This is a genomic window from Stutzerimonas sp. Brlt_14, from assembly GCF_051948915.1.
GTDB classification, from domain to species: domain Bacteria; phylum Pseudomonadota; class Gammaproteobacteria; order Pseudomonadales; family Pseudomonadaceae; genus Stutzerimonas; species Stutzerimonas stutzeri.
The window spans coordinates 64,698-79,006 of the sequence record NZ_JAYJLM010000007.1 but is presented as its reverse complement, the minus strand read 5'-3'; the positions used below and the strand labels follow the sequence as shown (position 1 = coordinate 79,006).

The following is a 14,309-nucleotide window of genomic DNA, read 5'->3' as shown; positions in this document are numbered from 1 at the left end:
ACGAAGCCCGACCGATATCGCCCGACGCGGTCGATGGCTGGCGAACATGCTTGTTGCCAACCGTTCGGCAAGGTTGGCTCGGAGGTTGGCGATGAGTCAGACGCAGCTTAAGGCCAAGCCACGCAGCCGCACGCTGTTGGTGGTGGACGATCGCGAAGCCAATCTGGTGGCGATGGAGGCTCTGCTCGGCGACGGTGACTGGCAGGTGCATACCGTCAACTCCGGCGAGGCGGCGCTCAAGGCGCTGCTCGAACTGGACGTGGAGCTGGTGCTGCTGGACGTGCAGATGCCCGGCATGGATGGCTTCGAGGTTGCGCGGCTGATGCGCGGCAGCCCGCACACGCGCTACACGCCGATCATCTTCGTCTCGGCCATCGCGCATACCCGCGACTCGGTGCTGCGCGGTTACGCCACCGGGGCGGTGGATTTCATCCTCAAGCCGTTCGACCCTCAGGTGCTCAAGCACAAGATCAACACGCTGCTGGCCCACGAGCACAATCGCCGCGACCTGCAGCTGCTCACCCAGCAACTCGACAGCGCCCGCGCGTTCAATGCTTCGGTGCTGAGCAACGCGGCCGAAGGCATCTTGGTGGTCGCCGAGGATGGCTACATCAGCTTCGCCAATCCGGCGATCGCCGGCATGTTGCACACCCGCGTAGAGGACCTGCAGGGTACGCCGCTGCTGTCGCATCTGGCGGCGCCGGAGATGCCCGACAGCTGGCACGAATCGGACTTCTATCGCTACTGGCGCAGTGGTTCGACCTATCGCCTGCACGAGGCGCAGCTGCACACTGCCAACGGCACGCCCTTGCCGGTGGCGCTGTCCAGCTCGCCGCTGCCACGCCAGCAGCGTTCAATGGTGGTCATTGCGCTGGACATGTCGGTGGTGCGCAATCTCCATACGCAGCTGGAAACCCAGGCGGTGACCGATTCGCTCACCGGGCTGCTCAATCGCCGCGGCTTCCATCAGGCGCTGGAGTCGTCGCTGGCGCGGGTCGACCGCAACGGCAAGCGGATGGCCATCCTCTATATCGACCTGGACGGCTTCAAGCGCATCAACGACTCCCTCGGTCACGACGCGGGCGATGAAATCCTCTGCAAGGTGGCGCGTCTGCTGGAAACCTGTATGCGCCCCTACGACATCATCGCGCGCATGGGCGGGGACGAATTCACCGCGCTGCTCGATTCGCTCGATCATCCGGAAGACGCGGCACGGGTGGCGGAAAAGCTCATCGAACTGATCTCTGTGCGACACAAGATCGACGGCACCGAGGTGACCCTTGGTGCGAGCATCGGCATTGCCCATTTTCCCGATTGCGGCGTCAGCGTCGACCAACTGCTGCGCTCGGCGGACATGGCCATGTACGAGGCCAAGCGTGCCGGTCGCCGCCAGTATCGCTTCTTCTCCAGCGACATGAACGAGCGTGCCCACGCGCGGCTGATGATGGAGGAGAGCCTGCGCAGCGCCACCGAACGCAATGACTTCGAACTGCTCTTCCAGCCGCAGGTGATGCTGGCCAGCGGCAAGCTCCGGGGCTTCGAAGGGCTGCTGCGCTGGCCGCAGGGCGATGCCGGCGAGAACCAGCCGGGCAATTTCATTCCGCTGCTGGAGGAAACCCGTCTGATCGAGCGGGTGGGGGAATGGGTGCTGCGCGAGGGCATGGACCAGTACTGCCGGTGGCTGCCGGCATTCGGCAGCGACCTGATCCTCAGCCTGAACGTCAGCCCGGTTCAGTTCAGCCGCGCGGGACTGTTCGACGTGCTGCGCCGGCTGCTCGACGAGTACCAGTTGAACCCTGCGCAGCTGGAACTGGAAGTCACCGAAGGCACGCTGATGCAGGACCTGGAACAGAGCTGCGAGAAGCTCCGCCAGCTGCGCAAGCTCGGCGTGCGGGTGGCCATCGACGACTTCGGCACCGGTTATTCGTCGCTGGCGTATCTGCGCCACTTCGAGCTGGATACGCTGAAGATCGATCGGCTATTCATCGCCAACATGCTGGACTCGCCGCGCGATGCGGCGGTCGTCAGCACCATTATCGACCTGGGGCGCAACCTCGGCCTGGAAGTGGTGGCCGAAGGGGTGGAAACCCTGGCGCAGCGTGACTGGCTGCTGCACAACGGCTGCGACGTCATGCAGGGCTTCCTGGTGTCACCGGCGGTGACCGCCGAGCAGGCCCGGGCGTTTCCGGCCAGCGTGTCCTGGGGCGCGCTCTGAGCGGTCAGCGCTGCGTCGGGTAGTCCTGATGCAGCTGGGCCAGTTGTGCGTCCTTCTCGGTCCACAGCTGGTTGACCCACTGCTGGAAGGCCAGGCGGTAGGTCTCGTCCTGATCGTAGTTCCGGCGCAGGAACTCGGCAGGGATCGGCTGCGCCTCGACCCGTACCACGACCCGAGGGATGTTGCCGGCCAACAGGTCCCAGAAGCTCGGGCGACCGTCCGGGTAGTGGATGGTGATGTTGATCAGCGCGGATAGCTGCTCGCCCATGGCGTCGATGACGAAAGCGATGCCGCCGGCCCTCGGCTTGAGCAGATGTCGATAGGGCGAGGCCTGCTCGGCGTGCTTGTCTTCGGTGAAGCGGGTGCCTTCCAGGAAATTGAACACCGACACCGGATTGGTCCGATAGCGCTCGCAGGCTTTGCGTGTGGTCGCCAGGTCCTCGCCACGCTTCTCCGGGTACTTGGCCAGATACTCCTTGCTGAAGCGCTTCATGAAGGGAAACTCCAGCGCCCACCAGCACAGGCCGATCACCGGCACCCAGATCAGCTCCTGCTTGAGGAAGAACTTGAGAAACGGCATGCGCCGGTTGAGCTGGTATTGCAGCACGAGAATGTCCGCCCAGCTCTGGTGGTTGCTGGTCACCAGGTAGGAGTGATGCATGTCGACCTGATCCAGGCCCTGCACGTCCCAGCGGATCGGGCGAACCAGATCCATCCAGAAGCTGTTCATCGCGATCCAGGACTCGGCGATCCAGTGCATGCCGAAGCGCAGGCTGCGTTGTACCGCTGGAACGGGAAGCGCCAACTTGAGCAGCGACAGGGCGAACAGCGGCCAGCACCAGAACAGGGTATTGAGCGCCAGCAGCAGGGCGGCGAGGCTGCCGCGCAGTGGGGCGGGGAGGAAGCTCAGCATGAAATTCTCATCGATACGGCTGATTCGAGGCGCCAAGAGTAGCGATTATGCGCTGAACTGCAACTATCGAGAGTAGTGGCAATGGCTGCCGCCGACGCGCAGGCGCGGCGGCAGCCATCGTCAGAAGGCCGATCAGCCCTTCTGGTTGGCGGCCTGCAGGGCGGTGAGGGCGATGGTGAAGACGATGTCGTCCACCAGGGCGCCGCGCGACAGGTCGTTCACCGGCTTGGCGAGGCCTTGCAGCATCGGACCGACGCTGAGGCAGTTGGCGTTGCGCTGAACGGCCTTGTAGGTGGTGTTACCGGTGTTCAGGTCAGGGAAGATGAACACCGTGGCCTGGCCGGCCACCTTGCTGTTCGGCGCCTTCTGCCGGCCGACGCTGAGCACGGAAGCGGCGTCGTACTGCAGGGGGCCGTCGATCGGCAGGTCCGGTGCACGCTCCTGAGCGATGCGGGTGGCTTCGGCGACCTTCTCGACTTCCGCACCGCTGCCGGAGCTGCCGGTGGAGTAGCTGATCATCGCCACGCGCGGATTGACGCCCAGCGCCACGGCGGACTCGGCGCTCTGCAGAGCGATCTCGGCCAGTTCGGTGGCGCTCGGGTTCGGGTTCACCGCGCAGTCGCCATAGACCAGCACCTGATCCGGCAGCAGCATGAAGAACACCGAAGACACCAGGCTGTAGCCCGGCGCGGTCTTGATCAGCTGCAGGGCTGGGCGAATGGTGTTGGCGGTGGTATGCACGGCACCGGAAACCAGGCCGTCCACTTCGTCCAGCGCCAGCATCATGGTGCCGAGGACCACGGTGTCCTTCAGCTGCTCGCGGGCATCGTCGGGCGTCAGGCCCTTGGCCTTGCGCATCTCGCACATCGGCTCGACGTAGCGGTTGGCGATGCTGTCCGGATCGAGGATTTCCAGGCTGGCCGGCAGGGTGATGCCCTGCTCGCGGGCGACCTGCTGGACTTCCTCCGGCTTGGCCAGCAGCACGCAGCGGGCGATGCCGCGCTCCTGGCAGATGGCGGCGGCGCGGATGGTGCGCGGCTCGTTGCCTTCCGGCAGAACGATGCGCTTGTTGGCGTCCTGCGCGCGCTTGACCAGCTGATAGCGGAACGCCGCCGGTGACATGCGCAGCTCGCCACGCGGCACGCTGCAGCGGGTGTGGAGAAATTCCGGGTGCAGGTGCTTGGCGATGAAGTCGGTCACGCGGGTGGCGCGTTCGATGTCGTCCGCCGGGGTTTCCTTGTTCAGGCCGAACAGGTTGTTGGCCGTGTCGTAGGAGTTGGTCTCGACGGTCATCACCGGCAGGCCGCCGTCCAGCGCGGCCTTGCACAGCTCGAGGATGCGCGGGTCCGGCGCGAAGTCGCTGCACAGCAGCAGTCCGGCGAGCTTCTCGCCATTGAGCGAGGCCAGGCTGGCGGCGAGGATGATGTCGTCGCGGTCGCCCGGGGTCACCACCAGCACGCCGGAGCGCAGCAGTTGCACGGTGTTGGGCACGGCGCGGGCGCAGAGCACGATCTTGTTCACGCGGCGCTGGTCGGCCTCGCCGGCGTTGAGCACCTGGGCGCCGAGCAGTTCGGCGATGTCACGGGTGCGCAGGGCGTTGAGTTCCTCGGAGAACGGGATGGCGCCGAGCAGCTGGAAGTCGGCGCTGCCCAGCAGCGGCAGGTGCTGCTTGAGGCTGTCGACGAAAGCCGGCAGGCCTTCCTCGGTCTTGACCTTGTTGAGGATCACGCCGAGCACCTTGGGATCCTTGGCGCCGCCGTACAGCTGGGCCTGGATCTCGATGCGCTCGGCCAGACGCTTGAGGCTGTCGCTGCCCTGGGCCGCGATGAGGATGACCTCGGCGTCCAGGCTCTTGGCGAGCTGGGTGTTGATGCGCTGGGTGTAGTTGGACTCGCGGGTCGGCACCATGCCTTCGACGATGACCACGTCCTTGCCCACAGCGACTTGCTGGAAGCGGCTGACCACGTCCTCGAGCAACAGGTCGATCTCGCCATCGGCGAGCTGGCGCTCCACCTGTTCCAGCGGCAGCGGTTCGGGAGAGGTCAGGTTCAGCGTGCGCTCGACGAGGATGCAGGAGCGCTCGCGGCCCTGGTCGACCGGGAAGGGTTGGGCGATCGGCTTGAAGAAACCGACCTTCAGCCCGGCGCTTTCCAGCGCGCGGATCAGGCCGAGGCTGATGGAATTGAGGCCGCCGCCGAAACCGGTAGGGGCAAGGAAGAGTGTGTGCATGGCATCTCCTAGTGGACAGGGTGCTCGGGTAACGGGTGCCGGGCGGCGGCTAGGCTAGGCGACTCGCCCGAGGGCGGAAACTGCCGGATTGCCGCGGCGCTCAAGAGCGGAAACCCGACGGCATGGCCTGTCGGGTTTCGCTATCGCTGCTTGCCTGTTTACGCTCAGGCGTCCAGCAGGGCCAGCGTGTCGAGGGCGATCTGGCGCTCCTCGTTGGTCGGCACGACCATGACGCGCGGGCTGCCCTGAGCCTGGATTTCGCCGGCGACACCACGAGTGCAGCGGGCGTTGGCTTCGGCATCGAGCTTGAAGCCGAACAGCTTGAGGTGCTCCAGGGTGCGCTCGCGTACGGCCGAGGAGTTCTCGCCGATGCCGCCGGTGAACACCAGACCGTCCAGCTGCGGCAGGGCGCAGGACATGGCGGCCAGCGACTTGGCCAGGCGATAGCAGAACACCTCGAAGGCCAGCACGGCGCCCGGATGCCCGGCCTGACGCGCTTCGGCCAGGGTGCGCATGTCGTTGGACAGACCGGACAGCCCCTTCAGGCCGCTCTCCTTGTTGAGCATGTTGTCGATCTTGGCGAGGTCCCAGCCCAGGGTCTTGTGCAGGAAGTTGTGCAGGCTCGGGTCGACATCGCCGCTGCGGGTGCCCATCACCAGGCCTTCGAGCGGGGTCAGACCCATGCTGGTGTCGCGGCTTTCACCATTGACCACGGCACAGGTGGAGCAACCGTTGCCCAGGTGAGCGACCAGCCAGCTGCTGTTGTCGACCGGTACACCGGCCAGCTCGGCGGCGCGCTTGCTGACATAGCGATGGCTGGTGCCGTGGAAACCGTAGCGGCGCACGCCATGGTCCTTGTAGAGCACGTCCGGCACGGCGTAGCGGTAGGCGTGCTCGGGCATGGTCTGGTGGAAGGCGGTGTCGAAGACGCCGACCTGCGGCAGTTCCGGGAAGAGGTTGATGGCGGCGTGGATGCCGCTCAGGTTGGCCGGGTTGTGCAGCGGCGCCAGCTGGATGTTGGCTTCGATGCCGGCCAGGGTTTCGTCGTTGAGCAGCGTCGAGGCGAAGAACTTCTCGCCACCGTGCACCACGCGGTGGCCGATGCCGTCCAGATGGCCACCGGCGGCGTCCTCGACGCGCGGCAGGATCTGGGCCAGAGCAGCCTGATGATCGGCGTTGGGCACCTTGACGCTTTCCTTGCCAGCGGCGCTCTCGAAGTGGATGACGGCCTCCGGGCTGCCGATGCACTCGGCCAGGCCTTGTAGCGGGAAGGTCGCTTGCGCTTCGTTGACCAGGGCGAACTTGATCGACGAGCTGCCACAGTTAATCACCAGGATGTTACGAGCCGACATCGGTGCTCCTTGGATCTCTAATGTTATTGAAATGGGTGCCAAAGATACTTTTCGCGGATTCTTGCACATCGTCCATGAAAGCGATGCCATCCAAAGGTTGTAGTCCCACGTTCAATGGGACTACATCCTGGCCGCTGGCGACCAGCGGCGCGGGCCCGTTCATCCATGCCCGGTTCGCAATCGGCGCGGTGGATGGTTAAACTTCGATATCCATTCTCTCAAGCAAAGGTTCTGCCCCATGCTGATTGCCGCTAACAAGGCTGTCTCCATCGACTACACACTCACCAACGACGCCGGTGAGGTGATCGACAGCTCGGCCGGCGGCGCGCCGCTGGTCTATCTGCACGGCGCCGGCAACATCATCCCCGGCCTGGAAAAGGCCCTCGAGGGCAAGCAGGGCGGTGACCAGATCCAGGTTTCCATCGAGCCGCAGGACGCTTACGGCGAGTACAGCCCGGAGCTGGTCGCTACGCTGAATCGCGCCATGTTCGAAGGCGTCGACGAACTTGAAGTCGGCATGCAGTTCCACGCCTCCGGTCCGGACGGCGGCATGCAGATCGTCACCATCCGTGACGTCGAAGGCGACGACGTGATCGTCGACGGCAACCACCCGCTGGCCGGCCAGCGCCTGAACTTCGACGTCAAGGTCGTCAGCGTGCGTGACGCCAGCGACGAAGAAGTGGCCCACGGCCATATCCATGGCGAGGGTGGTCACCACCACTGATCCGGCTGCCATAACGGCGACCGCACACACGGCGGCAGGAACGGCTGCCGTGCCGATCGAAAAAGAGAGCGCTCCGGTCGTGTGCCGGGGCGTTTTTTTGTCAGGAGAGATGTCATGAGCGCATTCCATCAATTGGTGTTGCCAGGCCTGGGCGGCGAGGAATTGCCGCTGGCGCAGTTCGGCGATCGGATCACGCTGGTGGTCAATGTCGCCTCCCAGTGCGGACTGACGCCGCAGTACGCCGGCCTCGAGCGGTTGCAGCAGCAGTACGCCGCTCGAGGCTTCAGCGTGCTGGGTGTGCCGTGCAATCAGTTCGCGGCGCAGGAGCCCGGCAGCGACGATGAGATCCGCTCGTTCTGCACGCTGAATTACGGCGTCAGCTTCCCCCTGAGTGGCAAGCTCGAAGTCAATGGACCGCAGCGTCATCCGCTGTATCGGCTGCTGGCGGGTGAGGGCGCCGATTTCCCCGGGGACATCAGCTGGAACTTCGAGAAGTTTCTCGTCGGCAAGGACGGTCGCGTCCTGGCGCGCTTCTCGCCGCGCACCGCGCCGGACGATCCTGCCTTGATCCAGGCGATCGAAAGCGCTCTGGCCTGATCCCGCCTCTCGCGACCGCAGCCGCGGTCGCGCTTCTTTTTCCCGCCTTGCGTGTTGTGCCATCGCTGCCATGGTTGCGGCTGGATAAGCGCCATGGATGATGCTGTGCCGGCGAGACGACCGGTCATATTCTCGGTGCATGAGCAATCCAGCACGCAACGACAAGCGCGACCTGATCCTGTCCAAAGGCGCCCAGGTGATGACCCGCCGCGGCTACCACGGGACCGGGGTGCAGGAAATCGTCCAGGCCGCAGGGATCCCCAAGGGCTCGTTCTATCACTACTTCGCCAGCAAGGAAGATTTCGCCGTGCAGGCGCTGGAGTACATCTATGCGCCGCGGCTGGAGCGCTATCGGCTGGCGTTGAGCAATGCCTCCTTGCCACCCGTGCAACGCATCCTGGATTACTACGCCGATCTCGTAGCGCACTTCGCCCGTCAGGAACGGCCGGAGTATCACTGCTTCATCGGTAGCCTGAGCTTCGAGATGGCGGAACTCTGTCCGCCGATCGCAACCCGGCTCAGCGAGATTCTGACGCGCTCCGTCGAGCTGCTCGCGCACTGCCTGGAGCAGGGGCGCAGCGCTGGTGCGCTTGCACCGGACAGCGACTGTCGGGCCGTTGCCGAGTTCATCAGCAACGCTTGGGAAGGCGCGCTGCTGCGCATGAAAGTGAGCGGCAGCGTCGCCCCGCTACAGGTTTTCCTCCAGCAGCTCGAGCGCCTGTTAGCGCCGGCTGCGCCTCGTTTGCCGGGCCATGAGCGCTCGGTTGCCTTGCCCAGATGAATAAAAAGGAGTCGCATCGATGACCGCTAGCGTACAAGCCCTGTTTGAGCCCTTCGAATTGGGCGCCCTTCGTTTGCCGACCCGTGTGGTCATGGCGCCGATGACCCGGTCGTTCTCGCCCAACGGCGTACCCACCGCCGATGTGGTGGAGTACTACCGTCGGCGTGCTGCTTCCGGGGTCGGGTTGATCATCACCGAGGGCACCACGGTCAATCACGCGGCATCCAACGGGTACCCGCATGTTCCGCGCTTCTATGGCGAGGATGCGTTGGCCGGCTGGAAGGCTGTCGTCGAGGCGGTGCATGGCGCTGGCGGCAAGATCGTCCCGCAGCTCTGGCACGTGGGCAACGTGCGTCGCAAGGGCACTGAGCCGGAGCCGGACGTGCCAGGTTACGGGCCGATGGAAAAGCAAAAGGACGGGCAGGTCGTCGTTCATGGCATGACCAAGCAGGACATTCAGGACGTGATCGAAGCCTTCGCCCAGGCCGCCCGCGACGCGCAGGCGATCGGCATGGACGGCGTGGAGATTCACGGTGCCCATGGCTATCTGATCGACCAGTTCTTCTGGGAAGGCAGCAACCAGCGCACCGACGAGTACGGCGGCAGCCTGGCCAACCGCTCGCGCTTCGCCATCGAGCTGGTGCAGGCCGTACGTGCGGCGGTCAGGCCTGATTTTCCGATCATCTTCCGCTTCTCGCAGTGGAAGCAGCAGGACTACACCGCACGGCTGGTGCAGTCGCCCGAAGCGCTCGGCGAGTTCCTCGCGCCGCTGGCCGACGCCGGGGTGGACATCTTCCACTGTTCGACGCGTCGTTTCTGGGAACCGGAGTTCGAGGGCTCGGAACTCAACCTGGCCGGCTGGACCCGCCAGCTGACCGGCAAGCCGACTATCACCGTGGGCAGCGTCGGCCTGGACGGCGAATTCCTGCAGTTCATGGTCAAGACCGACAAGGTGGCGCAGCCGGCCAACATCGAAGGCCTGCTGGAGCGGCTGAACAAGGCCGAGTTCGATCTGGTGGCGGTGGGGCGTGCGCTGATCTGCGATCCGGAATGGGCGGTAAAGGTGCGCGAGGGGCGGATGCAGGACATTCTGCCGTTCAGCCGCGAGGCGTTGAAGACGCTGGCGTGAGTGAGGGCGGCAGCCAGGGTGATCTGGCTGCCGATTTCCCCTTGCCCGGCAGCATCCGGTCTCGCCAGGCCTTCGTGCTGAGTTGTCAGCATGGTGACGTGGTGCGGACGGAGAGACTCGAACTCTCACACCTTGCGGCGCTAGGACCGTGACCGCCGAGCGAGACGCCTGACGTCTATGCTTTTCGGTCCAACTGCCGATTCGGCCCGCCTTCCCGGACCCAGAACAACGTGGCTCCTGCGACCGCTGCCGGCATGATCAGCAGGTTCAGCACCGGTACCAGCAACGCCGCATAGGTCACCGCACCAAAGCTCAGGCTCTGCCAGCGACGCTGGCGCAGCCAGACCATCATGTCGGCCCAGCTCAGCTTGTTGTTGTCCGCGGGGTAATCGATGTACTGCACCGCCATCATCCACACGCCGAACAGCAGCCATAACGGTGCGGCTGCGAGGTTCAGCACCGGGATGAACGAGAGCACCAGCAGGGCGAGTGCACGCGGTGCGAAGTAGGCCAGCTTGCGCAATTCACGGCCGATGGTGCGGGGCAGCATGGCAAGCAGCTCGGCCCAACTGAAGGGCGGTGCGGCGTCTTCTCCGCGTACCACCACCTCGACCTTCTCTGAGAGAAAGCCGTTGAAGGGCGCGGCGATGATGTTGGCCAGCATGGTGAAGGTAAAGAACACCATCAGCACCACCAGCGCAACGAATAACGGCCAGAGCAGGTATTCGAGAAAGGCCAGCCAGCTCGGCAGGCTCGGCATGAAGGTGTCGACCCAACCGCTGAACTGGCCCACGGCCAGCCAGATCAGGCCGAAGAACAGCAGTACGTTCACGGTCAGGGGCAGGATCACGAACAGGCGCAGCCCCGGGCTAAGCACCAGGCGCAGACCTTCGCGCAGGTACTGCGGGCCGGAAAGAGCGGATACGGGCATGGCATCTCCTGTGAGGCATTGTCGTGACGGGAAGAGGGATAGCCCACGACTATGGGCGGGATGCGAAAGCTGAATTATCCGCCGCGCTGCGGCATGGGTAAGGTGGTGCCCATCGCTTTTCGGGTCATCCGCTCCTTAAGCCTTCCCCAAGTGCTTGGATGACCCTTTTTCTTCGGTCGAGCCGGGCGGGCCGGCTCTTGTCGCAACGCGGCTTACTTGCGGTGGAGTGGCTGACTGTCGAAGCGCACGCCCGGCAGTCCCGTCTCCATCAGCGCGCGGATGTTGCGATGGTCGCTGCCGTTCGGGTTGGCCAGCACCGCCTGGTAGTGTTCGCCGAACGCGAGCAGAGCCTCTTCCGTGCTGAAACCCTCCAGCAGGGCCAGGCCGAGCGTCTTGCAGGAGCCCTCGTTCTCGCCGGCGGCATTCTCCAGCGTGCCATTGACGAAACGGCTCGGCTGGTAGTCGTAGTTGCTGGCGATGAAGGCGAGGGTGTCACTGAACGCGTGGTTGCGGTTGCGCAGGCTCGCGCGGAAGTCCTTCAGGTCTGTCATTCTTTCTGTGCCTTGTCGAAAGCGGCCTGTTGCTCGGCGGTCGCTTCCTTCTGATAGCGTTTTTTCCATTCACTGTACGGCATGCCGTACACCTCTTCGCGCGCCTGGTCGATGGTCAGTTCGACCTCCAGGTCGTCGGCGGCGGCCTTGTACCATTTCGACAGGCAGTTGCGGCAGAAACCGGCCAGATTCATCAGGTCGATATTCTGCGCATCAGGGCGGGTGCGCAGGTGCTGGACCAGGCGACGGAAGGCGGCGGCTTCCAGTTCAGTGCGTTCTTGGTCGTTCATCTCTCGGGTCTCGGCGTTGGCTGAGGTCGGCCGGATCATAACCTCGCCTCGTTGAGCGAACCAGCCTTGTTCCGCGTCAATCCCGATGGGCTGCCAGGGTGATCGATACCGACTCGGCGAAGCGCAGCGCATGAGGCTTGTCGACCTCCACTTCGGCATAGCGCACCTGCGGATACTGCATCACCAGATCGAGGATTTCCTGGGTCAGCCGTTCGAGCAGGGCGAAACGGTTGTCCTCGACATGCTGGATGATCGCCTTGGTGATGGTGCGGTAGTTCAGCGCCTGTTCGATGTCGTTCTCGCGCACCGCTTCGGCGGCCGGGTAGAGCATGGTCAGGTTGATCAGCACGTCCTGGCGATTGAGGATTTCCTCTTCCTTGATGCCGATGTAGGTGCGCAGCCGCAGGTCCTTGACGCGGATGCGCGCCATCGCGGGTTCCAGTCTGGGCATGTCGTCTCCTTGTCGTGTCAGATCAGATGGCGACCGCCGTTGACGGTCAGTGTGATGCCGGTGACGTAGGGATTGTCGAGCAGATAGCGCAGGCTCTGGTAGATCACTTCGGCGCCGGGCTCGATACCCAGCGCCGACTTGGCCAATGCCTTGCGGCGATAGTCCTCGTCGTCGTCCGGGTTGAACTGGATCAGCGCCGGCGCAATGCCGTTGACCTTGATCTGCGGGGCCAGGCTGGCGGCGAAGGAAAGCGTCAGGCTGTCCAGGCCGGCCTTGCTCGCGGCGTAGGCGATGTGCTTCTTGCTGCCCTTGCGGGTGACATCGTCGCCGATGTGCACGATATCCGCCGGGCCGCCGTAGCGCAGCAAATCGGCACAGCGCAGGTTGATCAGGTAGGGCGCGAGCATGTGGATCTGAAACAGCTGGCGGAAGGCGTCGGCTTCCTGCCCGGGCGTATCGGCGCGCCATTGCGAGGCGTTGTGCACGATCGCCCGCAGGCTGCCGGTCAGTTGCCGGATGGCAGTGATGAAGGCATGAATGCCGGCTTCATCGCTGAAATCCGCCTGCACCACCTGCGCTCCGCGGGCACGCAGCCGCGCTACGCTGTCGCGCTCGCGACGGTAGCTGATGATGACCGGGTAACCGTCATCCAGCAGGCGTTCGGCGCAATGCAGCCCGATCCGCTGGCTGGCTCCGGTGATGAGAATCGGGGCCTGATGCATGAGTATCCACTGCCGGAAGTGGGCGGACGTCCCGCAGGCGCGGGCCGTCGCTAATGGCGTGGCAGCTTACACCAGATCAGCCGGCAGCTCAGGTTGCAAATCGGGGTGCAGCCGCTGGTGCTGGCGATAGAGGAAGGAGCGGATGCGCTCGGCGTCCTTTTCCCGGGCGAACTCGACTTCATAGGCGGCCCGGCCGCCGTTCAGTTCGCGTACCCGGTGGGCGTCGATTTCCAGCGGCGTATCGTCAGGCAAGGCCAGGCGCAGATGGAAATGCTTGGGGGGCTTGCGATGCTTGCCGGCTTCTACCAGCAGGCCGTGGGGGGAGAGTTCATGCACGCTCAGCGGACTCTCGCCGCCGTCGCTCTCCAGCAACGGCAGCGGCTCGTCCAGATGCAACCGCCAGGCGCGGGTCGTCGGGCCACGCTCGTAGATGACCGGTGGCGCCAGTTGCAGATCGAGGCTGTGCAGCTCGTCTTCGCGCAGCTGCAGCGGGAAGGACATGCGGAAGTCCTCGAACTCGGCCTGCAACGACAGGTTGGCGCGGGCGGCCAGTTGCATCAGAAGCTCGTTGGAACGCGCGCCGCCATCGATCCGGAAACCCGTGGAGCGCTCGCTGCCGCTGCCGCCGTTGCGCTGCATCAGCTGGCGGATGAAGGTCAGCTCGTCTTTGCTGAGTATGGTCTCTTCCGCCATTGCGGATACCCTCGGAAGGCGCCGGCCTTCCCTCGATCTGGCGTCGCGGTCGTGGCCGCTTTCGCCTGCGACCGGAATGGCCGCATTCATTGTGGCAATCGGGCCTTCGATCGCCTGTGCGAAGTTTAGTTCCGTATCGCTGGTGCTTCCTGGTTGTGCGTCGCAGTGTGGAGATTGCGGCATAATGCGCGGCTTTGAATTGCCTCGGAGCGCAGCATGAAAGTCGCCATTCTTTCCGGAAGCGTCTACGGCACGGCCGAAGACGTAGCCCGCCATGCCGAACGCCAGTTGAAGGCCGCCGGCTTCGACGCCTGGCACGATCCCCGCGCCCAGCTGCAGCAGATTCTCGACTTTGCGCCCGACGCGCTGCTGGTCGTGACCTCCACCACCGGCATGGGCGAGCTGCCAGACAGCTTCATTCCCCTGTACACCGCCATTCGTGATCGGTTTCCGGCCTGGAGCGGCCTGCCTGGTGCCGTCATCGCGTTGGGCGACGCCAGCTACGGCGACACCTTCTGTGGCGGTGGTGAATTGATCCGCGAGCTGTACGCCGAACTGGGCGTGCGTGAAGTGGTGGAGATGCTGCGTCTCGATGCCAGTGAGACGGTCACCCCGGAAAGCGATGCCGAGCCCTGGCTGGAGGCATTCGCTGCAGCCCTGCGCGGCTGATCCTGGCTCGCCGGGCCAACGGCCTGGCTGCAAGGGCAACTGCCGCGCTGTCGGCGGCTGGC

General features: G+C 64.6%; 15 protein-coding genes and 1 tRNA gene. 6 read left to right on the top strand and 10 right to left on the bottom strand.

The window, feature by feature from the left end; translation table 11 throughout:
* Window positions 1–91 precede the first annotated feature (91 nt).
* Window positions 92–2,215, top strand: coding sequence for a two-component system response regulator (locus tag VF716_RS17470; protein ID WP_017244379.1), 2,124 nt, complete (start codon window positions 92–94; stop codon window positions 2,213–2,215).
* Between the two features lie 4 nt (window positions 2,216–2,219).
* On the opposite strand, the gene VF716_RS17465 is transcribed toward VF716_RS17470, so the two are convergent.
* From VF716_RS17465 to VF716_RS17455, 3 genes are all read right to left on the bottom strand, one after another.
* Entirely contained in the window at window positions 2,220–3,128 is a 909-nt protein-coding gene (locus tag VF716_RS17465; protein ID WP_108241562.1) for an acyltransferase, read from the bottom strand.
* A 132-nt stretch (window positions 3,129–3,260) separates the two neighbouring features.
* On the bottom strand, window positions 3,261–5,357 hold the full coding sequence (gene pta, locus VF716_RS17460) for a phosphate acetyltransferase (RefSeq protein WP_011912309.1): 2,097 nt from the start codon (window positions 5,355–5,357) through the stop codon (window positions 3,261–3,263).
* Between the two features lie 164 nt (window positions 5,358–5,521).
* Window positions 5,522–6,709: an acetate kinase gene (locus VF716_RS17455; RefSeq protein ID WP_011912310.1), complete on the bottom strand. Its 1,188-nt coding sequence runs from the start codon at window positions 6,707–6,709 to the stop codon at window positions 5,522–5,524.
* 238 nt (window positions 6,710–6,947) lie between these two features.
* Between VF716_RS17455 and VF716_RS17450 the strand changes: the two genes are divergently transcribed.
* The 4 genes from VF716_RS17450 (at window position 6,948) to VF716_RS17435 (ending at window position 9,940) form a co-directional block, all read left to right on the top strand.
* Window positions 6,948–7,433: an FKBP-type peptidyl-prolyl cis-trans isomerase gene (locus VF716_RS17450; RefSeq protein ID WP_011912311.1), complete on the top strand. Its 486-nt coding sequence runs from the start codon at window positions 6,948–6,950 to the stop codon at window positions 7,431–7,433.
* A gap of 114 nt (window positions 7,434–7,547) precedes the next feature.
* Window positions 7,548–8,030: a glutathione peroxidase gene (locus VF716_RS17445; RefSeq protein ID WP_011912312.1), complete on the top strand. Its 483-nt coding sequence runs from the start codon at window positions 7,548–7,550 to the stop codon at window positions 8,028–8,030.
* A gap of 139 nt (window positions 8,031–8,169) precedes the next feature.
* Complete coding sequence (locus VF716_RS17440; RefSeq protein ID WP_125886194.1) at window positions 8,170–8,811, top strand: TetR/AcrR family transcriptional regulator; 642 nt, start codon at window positions 8,170–8,172, stop codon at window positions 8,809–8,811.
* Between the two features lie 19 nt (window positions 8,812–8,830).
* Window positions 8,831–9,940 carry an NADH:flavin oxidoreductase gene (locus tag VF716_RS17435; RefSeq protein WP_011912314.1) on the top strand — a complete coding sequence of 370 codons (1,110 nt, stop codon included), beginning with the start codon at window positions 8,831–8,833 and terminating at the stop codon, window positions 9,938–9,940.
* Window positions 9,941–10,039: 99 nt separating this feature from the next.
* Here the strand turns inward: VF716_RS17435 and VF716_RS17430 are convergent.
* The 7 genes from VF716_RS17430 to VF716_RS17400 all read right to left on the bottom strand — a co-directional run bounded on the left by VF716_RS17430 (window position 10,040) and on the right by VF716_RS17400 (window position 13,578).
* Window positions 10,040–10,150 (bottom strand) — tRNA-OTHER (locus VF716_RS17430).
* Window positions 10,116–10,871: a sulfate transporter CysZ gene (gene cysZ / locus VF716_RS17425; protein WP_014595998.1), complete on the bottom strand. Its 756-nt coding sequence runs from the start codon at window positions 10,869–10,871 to the stop codon at window positions 10,116–10,118. The genes VF716_RS17430 and cysZ overlap by 35 nt, the downstream gene beginning before the upstream one ends.
* Before the next feature lie 212 nt (window positions 10,872–11,083).
* On the bottom strand, window positions 11,084–11,422 hold the full coding sequence (locus VF716_RS17420; RefSeq protein WP_011912316.1) for a HopJ type III effector protein: 339 nt from the start codon (window positions 11,420–11,422) through the stop codon (window positions 11,084–11,086).
* On the bottom strand, window positions 11,419–11,712 hold the full coding sequence (locus VF716_RS17415; RefSeq protein WP_026006492.1) for a DUF1244 domain-containing protein: 294 nt from the start codon (window positions 11,710–11,712) through the stop codon (window positions 11,419–11,421). Before VF716_RS17415 ends, VF716_RS17420 begins: the two co-directional genes overlap by 4 nt.
* Window positions 11,713–11,788: 76 nt before the next feature.
* On the bottom strand, window positions 11,789–12,163 hold the full coding sequence (gene folX / locus VF716_RS17410; RefSeq protein ID WP_011912318.1) for a dihydroneopterin triphosphate 2'-epimerase: 375 nt from the start codon (window positions 12,161–12,163) through the stop codon (window positions 11,789–11,791).
* A 17-nt stretch (window positions 12,164–12,180) separates the two neighbouring features.
* Window positions 12,181–12,885, bottom strand: a complete 705-nt coding sequence (gene folM, locus VF716_RS17405) for a dihydromonapterin reductase (protein WP_049338695.1) — start codon at window positions 12,883–12,885, stop codon at window positions 12,181–12,183.
* Between the two features lie 66 nt (window positions 12,886–12,951).
* The gene (locus VF716_RS17400) at window positions 12,952–13,578 is read right to left on the bottom strand and encodes a PilZ domain-containing protein (RefSeq protein ID WP_049338697.1); all 627 of its coding nucleotides are present in this window, start codon (window positions 13,576–13,578) and stop codon (window positions 12,952–12,954) included.
* Window positions 13,579–13,794: 216 nt separating this feature from the next.
* Here VF716_RS17400 and VF716_RS17395 point away from each other — a divergent pair, with 216 nt between their 5' ends.
* Window positions 13,795–14,247, top strand: a complete 453-nt coding sequence (locus VF716_RS17395) for a flavodoxin (protein ID WP_011912321.1) — start codon at window positions 13,795–13,797, stop codon at window positions 14,245–14,247.
* Window positions 14,248–14,309: the final 62 nt, after the last annotated feature.